16 protein-coding genes and 1 tRNA gene are annotated in these 16,749 nt (G+C 71.9%); 13 read left to right on the top strand and 4 right to left on the bottom strand.

Annotated features, from left to right (window positions below):
- The first annotated feature begins 22 nt into the window (after positions 1–22).
- From GXW74_RS12025 to GXW74_RS12000, 6 genes are all read left to right on the top strand, one after another.
- Positions 23–583, top strand: coding sequence for an HD domain-containing protein (locus GXW74_RS12025; RefSeq protein WP_246523250.1), 561 nt, complete (start codon positions 23–25; stop codon positions 581–583).
- A gap of 403 nt (positions 584–986) precedes the next feature.
- Complete coding sequence (locus tag GXW74_RS12020; protein ID WP_211846749.1) at positions 987–2,318, top strand: FliI/YscN family ATPase; 1,332 nt, start codon at positions 987–989, stop codon at positions 2,316–2,318.
- A 34-nt stretch (positions 2,319–2,352) separates the two neighbouring features.
- Positions 2,353–3,000 carry a glutathione S-transferase family protein gene (locus GXW74_RS12015; protein ID WP_211846748.1) on the top strand — a complete coding sequence of 216 codons (648 nt, stop codon included), beginning with the start codon at positions 2,353–2,355 and terminating at the stop codon, positions 2,998–3,000.
- A 71-nt stretch (positions 3,001–3,071) separates the two neighbouring features.
- Positions 3,072–3,974, top strand: coding sequence for a hydroxymethylglutaryl-CoA lyase (locus GXW74_RS12010; protein ID WP_211846747.1), 903 nt, complete (start codon positions 3,072–3,074; stop codon positions 3,972–3,974).
- Positions 3,975–4,026: 52 nt separating this feature from the next.
- Positions 4,027–4,959: a S1C family serine protease gene (locus tag GXW74_RS12005; RefSeq protein WP_211846746.1), complete on the top strand. Its 933-nt coding sequence runs from the start codon at positions 4,027–4,029 to the stop codon at positions 4,957–4,959.
- A gap of 100 nt (positions 4,960–5,059) precedes the next feature.
- Positions 5,060–5,203: a peptide chain release factor 1 gene (locus GXW74_RS12000; protein ID WP_211846745.1), complete on the top strand. Its 144-nt coding sequence runs from the start codon at positions 5,060–5,062 to the stop codon at positions 5,201–5,203.
- Positions 5,204–5,653: 450 nt separating this feature from the next.
- Here GXW74_RS12000 and GXW74_RS11995 read toward each other — a convergent pair whose 3' ends face one another.
- On the bottom strand, positions 5,654–7,927 hold the full coding sequence (locus GXW74_RS11995; RefSeq protein ID WP_211846744.1) for an NADP-dependent malic enzyme: 2,274 nt from the start codon (positions 7,925–7,927) through the stop codon (positions 5,654–5,656).
- Positions 7,928–8,091: 164 nt separating this feature from the next.
- Between GXW74_RS11995 and GXW74_RS11990 the strand changes: the two genes are divergently transcribed.
- From GXW74_RS11990 to GXW74_RS11965, 6 genes are all read left to right on the top strand, one after another.
- Positions 8,092–9,528 (top strand): tetratricopeptide repeat protein, encoded by a 1,437-nt coding sequence (locus GXW74_RS11990; RefSeq protein WP_211846743.1) that lies wholly within the window; start codon positions 8,092–8,094, stop codon positions 9,526–9,528.
- Positions 9,529–9,675: 147 nt separating this feature from the next.
- Entirely contained in the window at positions 9,676–10,182 is a 507-nt protein-coding gene (locus GXW74_RS11985) for a c-type cytochrome (RefSeq protein WP_211846742.1), read from the top strand.
- 26 nt (positions 10,183–10,208) lie between these two features.
- Positions 10,209–10,871, top strand: coding sequence for a hypothetical protein (locus GXW74_RS11980; RefSeq protein ID WP_211846741.1), 663 nt, complete (start codon positions 10,209–10,211; stop codon positions 10,869–10,871).
- Positions 10,872–10,887: 16 nt separating this feature from the next.
- A complete protein-coding gene (locus GXW74_RS11975) occupies positions 10,888–11,556 on the top strand; it encodes a glutathione S-transferase family protein (protein WP_211846740.1) in 669 nt (222 codons plus the stop codon).
- On the top strand, positions 11,556–12,059 hold the full coding sequence (locus tag GXW74_RS11970) for a VOC family protein (protein ID WP_211846739.1): 504 nt from the start codon (positions 11,556–11,558) through the stop codon (positions 12,057–12,059). The genes GXW74_RS11975 and GXW74_RS11970 overlap by 1 nt, the downstream gene beginning before the upstream one ends.
- Before the next feature lie 76 nt (positions 12,060–12,135).
- Entirely contained in the window at positions 12,136–12,489 is a 354-nt protein-coding gene (locus GXW74_RS11965) for a hypothetical protein (RefSeq protein WP_211846738.1), read from the top strand.
- A gap of 316 nt (positions 12,490–12,805) precedes the next feature.
- Here the strand turns inward: GXW74_RS11965 and GXW74_RS11960 are convergent.
- Positions 12,806–12,891: transfer RNA gene (locus GXW74_RS11960), tRNA-Leu, on the bottom strand.
- A gap of 30 nt (positions 12,892–12,921) precedes the next feature.
- On the opposite strand from GXW74_RS11960, the gene lipB reads away from it, so the two are divergent.
- A complete protein-coding gene (gene lipB / locus GXW74_RS11955) occupies positions 12,922–13,584 on the top strand; it encodes a lipoyl(octanoyl) transferase LipB (protein ID WP_211846737.1) in 663 nt (220 codons plus the stop codon).
- 340 nt (positions 13,585–13,924) lie between these two features.
- Here the strand turns inward: lipB and GXW74_RS11950 are convergent, their stop codons facing one another.
- Positions 13,925–14,926: a Bug family tripartite tricarboxylate transporter substrate binding protein gene (locus GXW74_RS11950; protein ID WP_211846736.1), complete on the bottom strand. Its 1,002-nt coding sequence runs from the start codon at positions 14,924–14,926 to the stop codon at positions 13,925–13,927.
- A gap of 360 nt (positions 14,927–15,286) precedes the next feature.
- Positions 15,287–16,720, bottom strand: a complete 1,434-nt coding sequence (locus GXW74_RS11945; RefSeq protein ID WP_211846735.1) for a DEAD/DEAH box helicase — start codon at positions 16,718–16,720, stop codon at positions 15,287–15,289.
- Positions 16,721–16,749 lie beyond the last annotated feature (29 nt).

Here is a 16,749-nt window from a genome sequence, read left to right as displayed (position 1 = left end):
AAGCCCCTCAATGAGAGCCAGGATGGAAGCCAGATCGGACCCTGCCGCGCGCCTGCTGCGCGCGACGCTCTTCGCCGCCCGCGCCCACGCCGGCCAGACCCGCAAGGGCGCCGCCGCCGAGCCCTACGTCAACCACGTCATCGAAGTCGCGGCCCTGCTCGCCGAGCACGGCGCGCCGGAGGATGCGGTGATCGCCGGGCTGCTGCACGACACCGTCGAGGATACCGAGGCGACCCATGCCGACCTGGTCGCGGCCTTCGGCGAGAGGATCGCCGACATCGTCGCCGAGGCCACCGACGACAAGTCCTTGCCCAAGGAGATGCGCAAGGCGCTGCAGATCTCCCACGCCCCGAAGACCTCCGACGCGGCGAAGCAGCTCAAGCTGGCGGACAAGATCGCCAATCTGCGCGCCATCGCGGACAGCCCGCCGGCCAATTGGAACCACGCGCGGCGGACCGAGTATGTCGGCTGGGCCGGACGCGTCGCGGCGGGCTGCAAGGGGGTGAACCCGGCGCTCGACACGCTGTTCGACGAGACCTACCGCGCCGCGCTCGCCCGGCTGGCGGAGGAGGCGCAGGGGTAGAGATGGGCGCCGCCCCACCTTTCGAGTGGAGCCCCGCCCCTAGAGCGGCTTCCGTTCGCCTTGGCTCACGGCAACCGCTCCAGCCTCTTGTTTTCGCGAGCATCTTTGCCTGATCAGGTGATTCCACCTGATCGGGATCTGCTCTAGCCTCACGCCGCCTGGCATCCCGTTGCGATTGCGAACCATCAGCCGCGGGAATCCAGCGGCCGAGAGGCCCTCGGCACCCGGAGCTGATCGAGGGTGCGGACAGATCCCGATCCGATGGACCGCCCGGACCGGGTGAAGGAGCTCGCAGGAGTGGCGCGCCGGAGCGGTTGCCGTAGGACCTGGCGGACAGAGGCGCGGGACGCCCCCCGGATCCGGCTTAACCCCGCGCCAAGGCCGGCCGCCGCACAATGCGGTGATGCGTCCCGACCTCGTCGCCACCGCTGCCGCGCTCGACCTCCTTCCGCGCGAATCGGTGCGCGGCAGCGTCATTGGCCTCGGTGGGCTCGCGGTCACGCTTGAGGGCTTCGGGCCGCTCGCGGCGATCGGCGACCGGGTACGGCTGGAACCCCCCGGCGGCCTGCCGGTGCTGGCGGAGATCGCCGCCTTCCGGGATGGCAGGGCGGAGGCGATCGCGCTCGGCCCGCTGACCGGCCTGTCCGCCGGCGCGCGCGCGGTGCTGGCGCCGCGGCCGGCGCTCGCCGTCTCCGACTCCTGGCTCGGCCGCGTGCTGGACCCGATGGGCCAGCCGATGGACGGCAGGCCGCCGCCCGCGCCCGGTGCACAACCGCGGCCGACCCACGCGCCGGCGCCGCCAGCCGGGCGCCGCGCGCGGCTCGGACCGCGCATGGCGCTCGGCGTGCGGGCGCTCGACCTCTTCGCCCCGGTGCGGCAGGGGCAGCGGCTGGGATTGTTCGCGGCCTCGGGCGTTGGGAAATCAACGCTGATGGCGATGCTGGCGGGCGGCGTCGCGGCGGATGTCATCGTCTTCGCGCTGGTCGGCGAGCGCGGCCGCGAGCTGCGCGAATTCATCGAGGACGACCTCGGCCCGGAACGCCTGGCGAAGTCCGTCGTCATCTGCGCCACCTCCGACACCGCCGCGCCGGTGCGGCGGGAAGCCGCCTACGCCGCCATGACCGTCGCCGAGCATTTCCGCGACCAGGGCCGCCAGGTGCTGCTGCTGATGGACAGCGTGACACGCTTCGCCCTCGCCCTGCGCGAGATCGGCCTGGCGGTGCGCGAACCTCCGGCCACGCGCGGCTATCCGCCCTCGGTCTTCACCGAGTTGCCGCGGCTGCTGGAACGCGCGGGCCCCGGGGAGGAAGGCTGCACGGGCGCCGTCACCGCGCTGTTCACCGTGCTGGTCGAAGGCGACGACCATGACGAGCCGGTGGCGGATGCGGTGCGCGGCATCCTCGACGGGCATGTCGTGCTGGACCGCCGCATCGCGGAAGGCGGCCGGTATCCGCCGGTCGACGTGCTGCGCTCGCTCTCCCGCACCGCGCCGGCGGTGCTCGACCCGCATGAGCGGCCGCTGGTGGCCGAGGCGCGGCGGCTGCTCTCGACCTATGGGGAGGTGAAGGATCTGGTGCGTCTCGGCGCCTATCGGCCGGGCAACGACCCGGAGGCCGACGCCGCGGTGCGCCTCGCCCCGGCGATCGAGCAGGTGCTGACGCAGCCGAAGGGGGAGACGAGCGACCCGGACCAGGCTTTCGCGGCCCTCGCGGCAGCCTTGTCCGATCCGGCATAGCCTTGGCGCCCCCGGTCGCGCCAGGATGCGCGGCATGAACGAGATGATCCTGCACTGCTTTCCGGAATCCGGCGGCTGCTACAAGGCGGCGCTGATGCTCGCGCTCACCGGCACGCCGTGGCGCGGCGTCTGGGTGGACTATTTCGCCACGGGGCAGACGCGCACGCCGGAATGGCGCGAAGGCGTCTCGGTGATGGGCGAGGTGCCGGTGCTCGAGGATGGCGGCCTCGTGCTCTCCCAATCCGGCGTCATCCTGCACCATCTGGCGGAACGCACCGGACAGTTCGCTCCCGCCGACCCGGCGGAAGGGCGAGAGATCCTGCGCTGGATCCTCTTCGACAACCACAAGTTCACCTCCTACCTCGCGACCTGGCGCTTCCTGCTCGGCTGGGCCAAGGATCCCGACCCGGCGGTGGTCGCCTTCTTCCGCGCGCGGGTGGAGGCGGCCTTCGCGGTCGCCGAGAAGCAGCTCGAACGCCATGCCTTCATCACCGGGACGCGGCCGACCATCGCGGACATCTCGATGAACGGCTACCTGCACTATCCGGAAGCGGAATGGCCGCTCGGGCTCGCGGCACGCTATCCGGCGGTGTCCGCCTGGATCGGGCGGATGCGCGCCCTGCCCGGCTGGCGCGCGCCCTACGAGCTGCTGCCCGGCCCGCGCACGCCGCCGCACGGCTGAACCCCGCGGAATTGCCCCCGGCCCCGCCGGGGGACTACACCCTTCCGCAAAGACATCGTGCGGAGAGAGACATGCCCGAGACCGCCATCATCAGTGAGGTCGCCCCGCGCGACGGCATCCAGTCCATCACCGGCGCCTTGGTGACGACCGAAGCGAAGATCGCGCTGATCCGGGCGTGCTACGATGCCGGGTTGCGGCGCATGGAGGTCGGTTCCTTCGTCTCCCCCAAGGCCATCCCGCAGATGGCGGGAACCGAGGCCGTGCTCGCTGCGTGCAAGCGGATGCCGGGCCTGGAATCCACCGTGCTGGTGCCGAACCGTCGCGGCTTCGACACGGCCATCGCGCATGGCGCCGACCGCCTCGGATTCTTCATGTCGGCGACGGCGGGCCACAACAGGGCGAACCTCAACCGCACGCGGGAGGAATCCTTCGCCGAGTTGGCCACGCTGGTGAAGGACACGCCGAAGGGGACGAAGATCCGCTTCAACCTGTCCTGCGTCTTCCATTGCCCCTTCGACGGCGTGGTGCCGGAAGCCGAGGCGCTGGAATGGGTGGAACGCATCGTCGCCCTGGACCCGGAGATGGAGATCGCGCTCGCCGACACCACCGGCAATGCGAGCCCCGACCAGGTCGGCCGTATCTTCCGCCACGCCATCGGCGCGTGGGGCGACCGCTTCGCCTTCCACGGCCATGACACCTACGGCATGGGCGTCGCCAACGTCGCAGCCGCCTGGGAAGCCGGCTGCCGGGTGTTCGATTCCGCCGCCGGCGGCATCGGCGGCTGCCCCTTCGCGCCGGGCGCGACGGGCAATGTGGCGACGGAGGACGTGGTGTGGATGTTCCGCCGCATGGGCGTGCAGACCGGTGTGGAGTGGAACAGGCTGCTGGTCGCCGCCGACATGGCTGCCGCCATCCCGGGCGCGGTGCCGGGCGGGCGGATGCGCGCGGTGCCGGCGGCACGACAGGCGGCGTGACCCCGCAGGTGCCCTTCCGCGGGCGATGCGGCAACCCAATCTGATGGTGAGCATGCGCATCGCGATCCCCCTGCTGTTGCTGTTCGCCGCCGGTTGCGCGGAGCCCATCCCCTCGCCGGCGGAGGCCCCGCCGCCAAGCGCGGATCAGGGCACCATGGTCACCGACTATGGCGGCGGTTCCACACCGGTCGCGCGCTACATCCGCCTGCCGGACGGGCGGGCCGTGCGCGTCGGCCCCGACGGAACCGCGACCGAACCGCCGGCCGCTGCGGCGCCGCCCGGGACGCCAGGCGCCACGGGCAAGCCCGCGCCGGGCGGTGATTCGGTCGCCGAGGATGCGCCGGCGGCGCCGCGCCGCGCCGGCCGGCCGATCGGCAGCGGCTCGGCCTTCGCGGTGACGACGAACGGCTTGGCCGTGACCAATGCCCATGTCGTGCAGGGCTGCAGCACGGTGGTGGATGAGCGCGGCCGCCGGGTCCGCGTGATCGCCGCCGATCGCCGGCGCGACCTGGCGCTGATCGACACCGGGCGGCGCTTCGAATCGGTGGTGCCGTTCCGCAGCCAGACCGCGGTGGATCTCGGCGAGACCGTCCTGGTCTTCGGTTTCCCCTATGGCCAGGCACTCGGGACGGGCATCAACGTGACCAACGGCATCGTGACCGGCCTGGTGGGGCCGGGGGGCGATGCCTCACGCTTCCAGATGAACGCCGCGGTGCAGCCGGGGAATTCCGGTGGGCCGGCGGTGGACGATGCCGGGATGCTGCTCGGCGTGGCGGTGGGGCGGCTGAACGACCTTGCCGTGCTGCGCGCCACCGGCAGCCTGCCGCAGGGCATCAACTTCGCCATCCGAGCCTCGGAGGTGGAGCGCTTCCTGGTCGAGCAGGGGGTGCAGCCCGAACGCAGCCGCACTGCCGGGGGCACCGGCGCACGGGCGGTTTCGGCGGCGGTGGCCCCGGCGGTCTTCCAGGTGCTCTGCCGCGGGTAGCCCCCGTCGCTGCGCGCGCCCGCGGGCTGCCGCAGCCTCTTCACGTTTCCGACGCTTTCCTCGGCGACATTCGGATCCTGGCGCGGACGAGGAGAGTCCCATGTCGACCGCTGATCTCGAGCGACGAATGACCGAACTGGACCGGCTGTTGAACGACCCGGAGGTGCGGATGGATGCCGACCGCGTCTGGACGCTGCTGGCGGAAATCAGCCGCGCCGCGCGGCCCCTGCCCGCGCGGACCTGACACTCGGCGCGCAACTCGGCTTCGAACGGCCTGACGGCCAATGGGTCCTGGTTGCCCATGCGCTGCATCGGCCGTGGGATGCCCGACGGGGTAAGCCCGAGAAGGGCGGCGCGCCATGCGTGCTGACTTCTGGCGCTGTTGATTGGAGACGGGCTGCGCCTCGGAGGTGCGAAGATTGGAGGGACGCTGCCTCTCCAAACCACCCCGCCCGGGGCCCGCGGGCCCCCGGACCACGGCGAACTGGCGCCCGGCACCCGAATTCACGATCCCGCGGCGCAGGATGCGCCTGAACCGTCCGGTCCCAAGCTTGTGGCGCGGCGCCGAGCCCGGTTTCCAAAGGCCACAGGGCCATTGGCGGGGAGAGGTCCGGAGAGGGGCAAAACCCCTTTCCGCTTCCGATCTTCGCGCTTATGGACCGGCGCACCTGCCGGACCAAGCCCCCGGGCCGCCTCAGACCGCGGCGTTGGCCTGCGCGACCGCGAGCGCCGTCACGTTCAGGATGCCGCGTGCGGTTACGCTCGGCACCAGCACGTGGATCGGCTTGTTCATGCCCAGCAGCAGCGGGCCGAGCTGCAACCCGTCTGTCGCCGCCTTGACCAGGTTGAAGGCGATGTTGGCCGCGTCGATCCCCGGCATGACCAGCAGGTTCGCCGCCCCGTCGAGCCTGCTGTCGGGCACCGCGCGGGCACGGATCGCCGGGATCAGCGCCGCGTCGGCGTGCATCTCGCCGTCCACCTCCAGCGAAGGGTCCTGCCGGCGGATCAGCGCCAGCGCCTGGCGCATGCGCCGCGCCGAAGGCGCGTGGGAGGCGCCGAAGGAGGAATGCGACAGCAGCGCCACCTTCGGCGTGATGCCGAAGGTGCGCACCTGCTCGGCGGCGAGCAGCGTCATCTCGGCGATCTGTTCCGCGGTGGGTTCCAGGCAGAGATGCGTGTCGACGACAAACAGGTGCTCGCCCGCACGCGTCACCAGGCCCGAGAGCGCATAGACCCGGCCGACATCCTCGCATTTGCCGATGATGTCGAGCACGTGCTTCCACTGCCCCATCCAGTCGCCGAGGCCGCCGCAGATGGCCGCATCGGCATGGCCGGCCTCCAGCAGCAGGGAGGCGGCAACGGCGGCGCGCGTCGCGACGCGCTTCGCCGCCGCGTCCGGCGGCGTGCCGCGGCGGCCGACCTTGAGGCGGTAGAGTTCGGTCAGCGGCCCGAACACCTCGGCATCGACGGTGGGATCGAGCACCTGCACGCTCTCGCCGAGATCCATGCGCAGGCCGAGCGCCCTGACCTTGGCCTCGATGACCGCGCGGCGGCCGACCAGGATCGGCTCGGCGATGGCTTCATCCACCACCGACTGCACGGCGCGCAGCGTGCGCTCGTCCTCGCCCTCGGCATAGGCGACCCGGCGCGGGCGCTTGCGCGCGGCCTCGAAGACCGGGCGCATCAGGTTGCCGGAGCGGAAGACGTTGCGCTCCAACTCCCGCCGATAGGCCTCGAAATCGGCGATCGGGCGCGTGGCGACGCCGGATTCCATCGCCGCCTTCGCCACCGCCGGAGCGATCTCCAGGATCAGGCGCGGGTCGAAGGGCTTCGGGATGATGTAGTCCGGGCCGAAGACGGGCGCCTGCCCGCCATAGGCGGCAGCGACGACCTCAGAGGCCTCGACGCGCGCGAGCGCGGCGATGGCGTCCGCCGTCGCGATCTTCATCTCCTCGTTGATCGTGGTCGCGCCGACGTCGAGCGCGCCACGGAAGATGAAGGGGAAGCAAAGAACGTTGTTGACCTGGTTCGGGTAATCGGTCCGCCCCGTCGCCACGATGGCGTCCGGCCGTGCGGCGCGGACGGCTTCCGGCAGGATCTCCGGCTCGGGGTTGGCCAGCGCCAGGACCAGCGGCTTCGGCGCCAAGTGCTTCAGCCATTCGGGCTTCAGCACGCGCGGCGCCGACAGGCCGAGGAAGACATCCGCCCCCGGCAGGGCGTCCTCCAGCGTGCGGGCTTCCGTCACCCGCGCCCATTTCGCCTTGTAGGGGTCGAGGTCGTTGCGACCGGCATGGACCACGCCGCCGATATCGCAGATCGTGACGTTCTCCCGCTTCAGCCCCATCGACACCAGCAGGTCGAGGCAGGCGAGCGCCGCCGCGCCGCCGCCGGTATTGACCAGCTTGACGTCCTCGATGCGCTTGCCCTGGACCAGCAGGCCGTTCCGGATCGCGGCGGCGACGATGATGGCGGTGCCGTGCTGGTCGTCGTGGAAGACCGGGATCTTCATCCGCTCGCGCAGGGTGCGCTCGATGACGAAGCACTCCGGGGCCTTGATGTCCTCGAGGTTGATGGCGCCGAAGGAAGGTTCCAGCGCCGCGACCACCTCGATGAACCTGGCGGGGTCGCGTTCCTCGACCTCGATATCGATCGAATCGATGCCGGCGAACTTCTTGAAGAGGACCGCCTTGCCTTCCATCACCGGCTTCGACGCCAGCGCGCCGATCGCGCCGAGGCCGAGCACCGCCGTGCCATTGGTGATGACGGCGACCATGTTGCCGCGGGTGGTGTAGTCGTAGGCGGCGACGGGGTCGGCCGCGATCGCCTCGCAGGCCGCGGCGACGCCGGGCGAATAGGCGAGCCCGAGGTCGCGCTGGGTCGCCATGCGCTTGGTCGGCTCGATCGCCAGCTTCCCGGGCCGCGGCAGCCGGTGGTAGTCGAGCGCGGCGCGGCGGAAATCCTCGTCCATCAGTTCACCTCCGGCACGCAGGGTAGATCGTTTGCCGCCGCCTTGGCAGGGGCCGGGGGCCCCGGGCCGCCAAACCCTCGCATTTTCGTGCGGCGCAGCGGATAGTTCGGGCGCGCACAGACGGGTGGCGCGGCGGCACCGGACGGGGACAGGCACCACGGGGCATGGAGGAACGGAAGCGCATCGCCGGCCTGGTACGGGACTGGATCGCCCGCGAAAGGCTGTCGCGCGAGGAATTCGCCCATCGTAGCCGTCTCGGCCGCTCGACGGTGGACAAGCTTCTGGTCGGGCTCTTTTCCGACCGCACCCTGGCGGTGGTCGAGGGCACCACGGGCCTCGCGCTGCGCGGGCCGGTCGCCGCCCCGGCCCTGCCCGAGATGGCGCCAGGCACGGTGCCCCCGCCGGCCGAGGACGGTGCCGCCCCCTCCATCGCCGTGCTGCCCTTCACCTTCATGGGCGATGCGTCGAGCCAGGACTGGCTGGCGGACGGCATCACCGAGGACATCACCACCGACCTCGCGCGGCTGCGCTGGCTGTTCGTCATCGCGCGCAATTCCACCTTCACCTTCAAGGGCCGCGCGGTGGACGTGCGAGAGGTCGCGCGCGACCTCGGCGTCCGCTACGTGCTGGAAGGCAGCGTGCGCGTCGCCGGCGGGCGCATCCGCGTCACCGGCCAGCTCGTCGATGCCGGCAGCGGGCGGCATATCTGGGCCGAACGCTACGACCGCGAGCTCTCCGACATCTTCACCGTGCAGGACGAGATCACGCGCAACGTCGTCGCCGCGATCGAACCGCATCTCTACGCCGAGGAAGGCTTCCGCGCCGCGGCGCGGCCGACCGCGAACCTCTCCGCCTGGGGTCTCGCGGTGCGGGCCATGGGGCTGATCAGCAAGGTCGGGCGGCGGCAGAACGAGGAGGCGCGGCGGCTGCTCGAACAGGCGATCGCTCTCGAACCCGGCTATGCGCGCGCGCATGCGCTGCTCGCCTGGGCGGCCTGGTGGGCGGCGCTGTGCTACTGGTGGCCGGACAATGCGGAGGGCTACCGCCTCGCGGCGCGCCAGGCGGCGGAGGCGGTGTCGCTCGATCCCACGGAACCCTGGGCACGCATGACGCACGGGATCTGCCTCTCCTCCGCGCGGCACCACGAGGCGGGGCTCGTCGAGCTGCGCGCGGCGCTGGACCTCAACCCCTGCTTCGCGCTGGGGCGCACGCTGCACGGCTGGGGCCTGCTGCGAGCAGGCCGGATGGAGGAAGCGATCGCCGAGACCGGCCTCGCGCTGCGCATGAGCCCGATGGACAGCTTCGCCGGCATCTACACGGCGGTCCACGGGCTCGCCCTGCTCGGCGCGCGGCGCTTCGAGGAGGCGCTGCCCCATCTGCGGGCGTCGGTTGCGGCCTTTGCGGAGTATCTCGGCCATTACAACACGCTGATCTCCTGCTGCGGCCATCTCGGGCGGATCGAGGAGGCGCAGGACTACATCGTGGCGCGCGACCGCATGGGGCCACCGATCCGGGTCGGTCTGCTGCGCAGGAACCTGGCGGGCTTCGCGCATGCGGAGGTGTTCGTCGAAGGGCTGGTGAAGGCCGGCGTGCCGGAATGAGGACAGGCCCGGCCGTGTGACGCCGGTCACCGCCGGGAAGGCTTCCGGAAAGCGCCGGAAAACTCCGGCGATGGCTCCGGAAAGATGCGTTCGCGAGTGTGGCGCCATCGCGAGGGCCGAGCCCTCCGCCACCGAGGAGCGTGATCGATGAGCAGTTTCCTGAGCCGTGCCGCCATCGCCGCCGCGCTGTTCGCCGCCACCCCGGCGGCGGCGCAGCAGGCGGCGGGCGGGCCCAATGCGCGCGGCGAGTATCTCTCCCGCATCATGGATTGCGGCGGCTGCCACACCGGCGGCGCGCTGACCGGCCAGCCCGACCCGCGGCTGAACCTCGCCGGTTCGCAGGTCGGCTTCGCCGTTCCCGGGCTCGGCGTCTTCTACCCGCCCAACCTGACGCCGGACCGCGAGACCGGCCTCGGCGGCTGGAGCGAGGCGGAGATCATCCGCGCCGTGCGCACCGGCGTGCGGCCGGATGGGCGGGTGCTGGCGCCGGTCATGCCCTGGCATTCCTACGCCGCGCTGAACGACGCCGACGCGCGGGCGCTGGCGCGCTACCTGCGCAGCCTGCCGCCTGTGCGCAACGAGACGCCCCGCATGATCGGCGCCGGCGAGACCCCGACCGCGCCGTACCTCACCGTCGTCGTCCCCGGGCGCTGACCGCGCCCCGTCCAAGGAGAAGCGCCATGACGCAGCATGCGAAATCGGGCCGGGCAAGCATCCGCAAGGGGTTCCTGCTGGCCGGCGCGGTGCTCGCCGCGGGGCTCGCCGCGAGCGTCGTCACCACGGCCTTGGGGCATACCGGGCATGGGCCGCGGCACCGCACATCGGCGCCGATGCGCGCGCCGAACCTGCCGCCCGAGCTCGCCGCGGTGCGCGACGCCCTGGCGAAGTACCAGGACCCGCGGGTGGCGATCCGCGACGGCTATCTCTCGACGCTGGGCTGCGTGGAGTACCCGGTCGGCGGCATGGGGGTGCATTTCATCAACCCCACGCTGATCGGCCCCACGCCGGACCCGATGCGGCCGCAGATCCTGGTCTACGAGCCGGGGCCACGCGGCAGCCTGCGCCTGGTCGCCGCCGAGTGGTTCATCCCGCTCGCGACCGGCGTCGCCGGGCGGCCGACACTCTTCGACCGCCCCTTCGACGGGCCGATGGAAGGGCACGAGCCGCTGATGCCGCGCGAACTGCACCACTACGACCTGCATGTCTGGCTATGGAAGGAGAACCCGGCCGGGCTGTTCAACGCCACCAACCCGGGCGTTGGCTGCGCAGGGCATCCCTACGCGCTGATGGAGCAGCCGACCGCCATCGTGACGCATGCGCATCCCGCACCGGCGACGCGCTGAACGAAGGAGACGGACCATGAAACTCCACTATTTCGACGGCTCCACCACCTGCCGTCCGATCGTGATGTTCGCGCATGAGGCGGGCATCCCGCTGGAGCTGGTGCCCGTGGACCTCTTCGCCGGCGAGCAGACGCAGCCCGCCTTCCTGGCGAAGAACCCCAACGGCAAGGTGCCGGTGCTGGAGGATGACGGATTCCTGCTGACGGAATCCTCGGCGATCCTGAAGTACCTGGCGGAGGTCTCGGGCTCCCCGGCCTATCCGGCCGATCCGCGCGGGCGGGCGCGGGTCAACGCGCAGATGGACTGGTTCAACACCGGCTTCTACCGGACCTTCGGCTACGGCATCGTCTACCCCGTCGTGATGCCGCACACGGCCCATGCGGGCCCGGGCGTGCAGGAGGCGGTGACGGGCGCGGCCCGGCACGAGGCGCAGTCGCTGCTGCGCATCCTCAACGACCACATGCTCTCCGACGGCGGGGCCTTCCTCGGCGGCGCGCAGCCGAACCTGGCGGATTTCCTCGGCGTGGCCTTCACCACCATCGGCGAGATGATCGGCGAGGATTTCTCCGCCCACCGCCGCGTGGTGCGCTGGATCGCGGCGATGAAGGCGCGGCCGTCCTGGGCGGCCGCGAACCGCGGCTTCGAGGCATGGCGTGACGCGACGCTCGCGCGGAGGGCCGCGTGATGGACGCGCCCGCCCCCGTGAGGGCCTTCCACCACGTCGCCTATCGCTGCAGCGATTCCGGCGCGACCCGGCGCTTCTACGAGGATTTCCTCGGCCTGCCCCTGGCCGAGGCCTTCGTCATCGAGCAGACCAAGACGGGGCGCTCGACCTCCGTGCTGCACAGCTTCTACCGGCTGGGCGACGGCAGCTTCCTGGCCTTCTTCGAGGTGCCGGACAGCCCCTTCCCCTTCAAGGCGCAGCACGATTTCGACCTGCATGTCGCGATGGAGGTGGCGCCCGAGGCGCTGGAACCGATGCTCGCCCGCGGGCGCGCGGCGGGGATCGAGACGCGCGGGCCGGCGGATCATGGCGCCATGCGCTCGATCTACTTCCGCGACCCCGACGGCTACGTGGTGGAACTGACGGCGAAGACCGCATCCCACGACGCGGCGATGGACCCGGCGCGCAACAAGGCGCGGGACAAGCTCGAGGCCTGGCAGCGGCGCAAGGCCACGGCCGCCTGAGCACCAAAGCCGGCCCCCCGCGGCGTGCGGCGCGGGGGCCGGGTCGAAGACCCGCACGGATCCCGAGGACGGACCCATGCTGACCATGAACGACAATCGCCCCGCGCCCACGCGGGAGGATCTCTTCGGCCCGCCACCGCGGTCGCGGCAGGAGGCGCTGCGGCAGTTGCTGCAATCCCTGCTAACGGAGGAGGAACTGCGCGCGCTGGAGCAGCGCATGCTCGCGGCGATCCCGCTGGCGCGGGCCCAGGCCATCCTGACCCTGATGCTGCCGGCGATGGGCGCGCCGGAACGTGCGGCGTTCGTGGCACAGGCCCGGGCGGTGGCGGAGGACGAGACGGTGGTGGCGGTGATCGAAGGCTCGGCCAAGACGAGCCTCGCCCCGGAGCAGTGGCACGACCTGCAGCGCAGGCTGGCACTGGCGGCGTGAGGCGCCTGCGAGGCTCCGCCTCGCGCTCCGCCGGGGGGCGCGGCGCCCCCCGGACCCCGCCATCTGCTGCCGGGATTGCCAATTCGGCACGACCACCAGCCGCCGCCAGCGCGCCAAGGCCGCGCGAACGCCAAGCCCGCGAATGCGGGCGCCGGCATCAGGTGCATCGGAAAATCTCGGCCCGAGGCCCTGCCTCGGGCCGGGAGCGCACGGCGCGACCGCGCCCGGACCAACCGCCCTCACCAACACGCCAGCGCACGGCGCGAAGCCAAGGGCCGCGGATGCGGCCCGCCCGGCGTCTGAGGGATCAGGAAACTGGTGCGGTCGAGAAGATTCGAACTTCCACGGGGTTGCCCCCACCAGCACCTCAAGCTGGCGCGTCTACCATTCCGCCACGACCGCAAATCCGGTAGAGGGCGCGGCGTATAACCCATGACCGCGTTCCCAGCAAACCCCCCCCTTGAATGGATCGTCGCCGAGGGCCGCACGCCCTACGCCGAGGCCCTCTCCGCCATGGAAGCGCGGGTCGCGGCCATCCGCGAAGGCCAGGCGGGCGAACGGATCTGGCTCGTCGAGCACGAGCCGACCTACACCGCCGGCACCTCGGCGAAGCCGGAGGATCTTCGGGACGCCCGATTCCCCATCTTTGCCGCCGGGCGCGGCGGGCAATGGACCTATCACGGCCCGGGGCAGCGGACGGCCTATGTCATGCTCGACCTGACGCGGCCACACGGAACGGTGCCGGCGCGAGACATCCGGGCCTATGTCCATGGGCTTGAGGAATGGCTGATCCGCGCGCTCGACCGGTTCAACGTCCGGGCCGAGCGGCGGGAGGGCCGGATCGGCCTATGGGTGGTGAACCGCGCGACCGGGGGCGAGGACAAGATCGCCGCCATCGGCGTGCGGGTGACGCGCTGGGTCGCCTGGCACGGCATCGCGCTGAACGTCGATCCGGACCTCGCGGATTTCGGCGGCATCGTGCCCTGCGGCATCGCGGAGCATGGCGTGACGAGCCTGCATGCGCTCGGCATCCCGGCCACGATGGAGGAAGCGGACGCCGCGCTGATGGCGGCCTGGCCGGAAGTCTTCGGATAGGGGGCGTCGTTGCGCGTCATGCCAGCGGCCGCATTTCGCGACCGCCGGCATGAGGCTTCTGGTGCCCTCAGGCGCCGGGCGCAAACCTCCGGTTTGCCTGGCTTCGCCGGACCACCGGCGGGCCGCATTCCGGCTCCCCGGTCACCTTGCAAGGCAAGGTGACCGGGTTCCCGTCGCGGCCTCGGCACGAGTCAAGAACTCGTGCCGCCGGTATCATACCGGCCAGCCTTTCGGCTCGCTCGGCACGAGCGCCTTGTTTCGCGCGCAGCCGCCACGCCAACCCTGCGCGCGATACCGCCGCGCCTCGCCGCCGACAGGTCGGCAGCAAGGTTCGGCGGCATCACTCCACCCGGGCGCCCGAATCGCGCGCCGCCTGCCCCCATGGGCCGGCATCGCGGCGAAGCTGCGCAGCGAAGGCCTCGGGCCCGAGCAGGGTCGGCTCGAGACCCATGACGCGCAGGCGCTCGCGTGCTTCGGGCGCGCCGATCGCGGCGAGGACGGCATCGGAGAAGCGGCGGATGATGGTGGGGTGGGTGCCCGAACGCATCACCAGGCCGTTGAAGCCGAGCAGTTCCAGCCCGCCGGGATAGCCTGCCTCGGCGAAGGTGGGAACGTCAGGCAGGGCCGGAATGCGCACCGGCCCGGTGACGGCGAGCGGCTTCAGCCGGCCGTCGCGGATCTGCGGGATGCTCACCGCTTCGTCGTTGATGGACAGGAAGGCGTGTCCGGCGATCACGTCCTGCACCGCGGGGGCGGAACCGCGGTAGGGGATGTGGGACATGCGAATATCGGCTGCCTTCTCCAGCATCGCGCCGAAGAGGTGCGAGGCGGAGCCGACCCCGAAGGAGGCGTAGGAGAGCTCGCCCGGCCGGCGGCGCGCTTCGGCGACGAGGTCGGCGACGCTCGCGATCGGTCGATCGGCCCGCACCGTCAGCACCAGGGCGGCGGTGCCGAACTGGACCACGGGGGCCATGTCGCGCAGCGTGTCATAACCCGGATTGGCGTGGATCACCGGGTTGATGAGGCTGGTCGAGGCGTTGATGTAGAGCACCGTGTAGCCGTCCGCCGGGGCCTGCAGCGCCGCCTGGGTGCCGATCATCCCCTGCGCGCCGGCGCGGTTCTCGACGATCATCGGCTGGGGCAGGTGGGCACGCAGTCGCTCGGCGAGCCAACGGCCGACGATGTCGGTCTGCCCGCCTGGCGGATAGGGCGCGATCAGCCGGATGGGGCGGGAGGGCCAGGCAGCCGGGTCCTCGGCCTGGGCCGTCGCGGCGCGCGGCAGCAGCCCGGCGGCGAGAAGTGCGATTGGCGCACGGATACGGGCGGTGCGGGCGTCGGTCATGGGGCCTCCCTGTCACGTCGCCCTTCATGCGGGGCGATGTCGGCAGCATGGCCGACGGCGCACGTGAAACGGAAGCGCGCAGAATCGCGCCCGCCCGGCCGGAGGCCGGGCGAACCGACAAGCAATACGAGCGGCACGAGTTCTTGACTCGTGCCGAGGCCGCGACGGGAACCCGGTCACCTTGCCTTGCAAGGTGACCGGGGAGCCGGAATGCGGCCCGCCGGTGGTCCGGCGAAGCCAGGCAAACCGGAGGTTTGCGCCCGGCGTCCGAGGGCATGAAAGGGCGGATACCCGCGGTCGCGGATAGCGGCCGCTGGTATAAGGTGGCGGGTGGGGGGGGGAGTTCCCTCCCCCCGCCCTTCAGCGCCCGCGGCGCAGGAACGCCGGCGCCGGCGTGCCGTCGCGGAAATCGGCTTCCCGCCAGGACCGGTCGCGCCGCGAGGCTTCGGCCGCCGGGGCAGCGGGGCGGCGGCGCGGGGCGTCACCGCCGCTGTTGCGCGGCGCTTCCGCGGCACGGCTGGCCTCGGCCGCCGGGCGCGCCGGCTTGGAGTGCCCTGCCGGGCGGTGCTGCGACTGCCGCTGCGGCTTGTGCGCGCCGCGCGGGGGCTGCGGCTGGCGCGGCGGACGCGGCGCCTCGCGCTGCGCGGCGGCTTCCTCCGGCGTCGCGCCGGGGCGCTGCTCGGAAGGGATCTGCATGCGGATCAGCTTCTCGATCGCGCGCAGCTTGTCGCGGTCCTCGTGGGAGCAGAGGGCGATCGCCTCGCCGGAGGCACCCGCGCGGGCCGTGCGGCCGATGCGGTGCACATAGGTCTCCGGCACTTCCGGCAGGTCGAACTGGATGACGTGCGTCACGCCGTCCACGTCGATGCCGCGGGCGGCGATGTCGGTCGCCACCAGCACCGGCGCGGAGCCGTCGCGGAAGGCGGCGAGCGCCCGTTCGCGCGCGTTCTGCGCCTTGTTGCCGTGGATGGCGTTGGCGGTGATGCCGTCCTGGTCGAGCTGCTTCACGATGCGGTCGGCGCCGTGCTTGGTGCGGCTGAACACCAGGGTGCGGCCGATGCCGTCGGTCTTCAGCAGCTCCGCCAGCACGCGGCGCTTGCCCGAGGCCGGCACGTGGACGACGCGCTGCGCCACCTTCTCGGCCGTGGTGGCCACGGGCGCGACGGCGACGCGGACCGGGTCCTTCAGCATCTCGGCGGCGAGCCTGTTGATCTCGGCCGGCATGGTGGCGCTGAAGAACAGCGTCTGGCGCTGCGCCGGGATCGACTTCAGCAGGCGGCGGATGGCCGGCAGGAAGCCCTTGTCGAGCATCTGGTCGGCCTCATCCAGCACCAGCGCACCGACATGGTCGAGGCGGCCGGCGCCCTGGTCGAGCAGGTCCTGCAGGCGGCCGGGCGTCGCCACCAGGATGTCGACGCCGCGGGCGAGCGCCGCGCGCTGCGGCCCGAAGCCGACGCCGCCGAAGACGACCGCGACGGACAGCCCGAGATGCCGGCCATAGGCCTTCACGCTGTCGGCGATCTGGGAGGCGAGCTCGCGCGTGGGCGAGAGCACCAGCACGCGGCAGCCGCCGCGCGGCGGACGGCCGGCGGCCTGCGCCAGGCGATGCAGGATCGGCAGGCCGAAGGCCGCCGTCTTGCCCGTGCCGGTCTGGGCGATGCCGAGCAGGTCGCGCCCTTCGAGCACGGAGGGAATGGCCTGCGCCTGGATGGGGGTGGGGGCGGAATAACCCTCCTCGGCGAGCGCCTGGAGGATGCGGGTGTCGAGGCCGAGGGCCTCGAAGGTATTGGTCAAGATAAGTCCTGTCACACGCGCACGACATG

Source organism: Neoroseomonas eburnea (assembly GCF_018129005.1).
Classification (GTDB): Bacteria; Pseudomonadota; Alphaproteobacteria; order Acetobacterales; family Acetobacteraceae; genus Neoroseomonas; species Neoroseomonas eburnea.
The sequence above is the reverse complement of the archived record's forward strand: the minus strand, read 5'-3'. Positions and strand labels throughout refer to the sequence as shown.

What these genes read in the sequence shown, in the direction of transcription:
- GXW74_RS12025 (WP_246523250.1), top strand. Translation starts at nt 23, where the DNA reads ATGGAAGCCAGATCGGACCCTGCCGCGCGCCTGCTGCGCGCGACGCTC.
- GXW74_RS12020 (WP_211846749.1), top strand. Translation starts at nt 987, where the DNA reads ATGCGTCCCGACCTCGTCGCCACCGCTGCCGCGCTCGACCTCCTTCCG.
- GXW74_RS12015 (WP_211846748.1), top strand. Translation starts at nt 2,353, where the DNA reads ATGAACGAGATGATCCTGCACTGCTTTCCGGAATCCGGCGGCTGCTAC.
- GXW74_RS12010 (WP_211846747.1), top strand. Translation starts at nt 3,072, where the DNA reads ATGCCCGAGACCGCCATCATCAGTGAGGTCGCCCCGCGCGACGGCATC.
- GXW74_RS12005 (WP_211846746.1), top strand. Translation starts at nt 4,027, where the DNA reads ATGCGCATCGCGATCCCCCTGCTGTTGCTGTTCGCCGCCGGTTGCGCG.
- GXW74_RS12000 (WP_211846745.1), top strand. Translation starts at nt 5,060, where the DNA reads ATGTCGACCGCTGATCTCGAGCGACGAATGACCGAACTGGACCGGCTG.
- GXW74_RS11995 (WP_211846744.1), bottom strand. Translation starts at nt 7,927, where the DNA reads ATGGACGAGGATTTCCGCCGCGCCGCGCTCGACTACCACCGGCTGCCG.
- GXW74_RS11990 (WP_211846743.1), top strand. Translation starts at nt 8,092, where the DNA reads ATGGAGGAACGGAAGCGCATCGCCGGCCTGGTACGGGACTGGATCGCC.
- GXW74_RS11985 (WP_211846742.1), top strand. Translation starts at nt 9,676, where the DNA reads ATGAGCAGTTTCCTGAGCCGTGCCGCCATCGCCGCCGCGCTGTTCGCC.
- GXW74_RS11980 (WP_211846741.1), top strand. Translation starts at nt 10,209, where the DNA reads ATGACGCAGCATGCGAAATCGGGCCGGGCAAGCATCCGCAAGGGGTTC.
- GXW74_RS11975 (WP_211846740.1), top strand. Translation starts at nt 10,888, where the DNA reads ATGAAACTCCACTATTTCGACGGCTCCACCACCTGCCGTCCGATCGTG.
- GXW74_RS11970 (WP_211846739.1), top strand. Translation starts at nt 11,556, where the DNA reads ATGGACGCGCCCGCCCCCGTGAGGGCCTTCCACCACGTCGCCTATCGC.
- GXW74_RS11965 (WP_211846738.1), top strand. Translation starts at nt 12,136, where the DNA reads ATGCTGACCATGAACGACAATCGCCCCGCGCCCACGCGGGAGGATCTC.
- lipB (WP_211846737.1), top strand. Translation starts at nt 12,922, where the DNA reads ATGACCGCGTTCCCAGCAAACCCCCCCCTTGAATGGATCGTCGCCGAG.
- GXW74_RS11950 (WP_211846736.1), bottom strand. Translation starts at nt 14,926, where the DNA reads ATGACCGACGCCCGCACCGCCCGTATCCGTGCGCCAATCGCACTTCTC.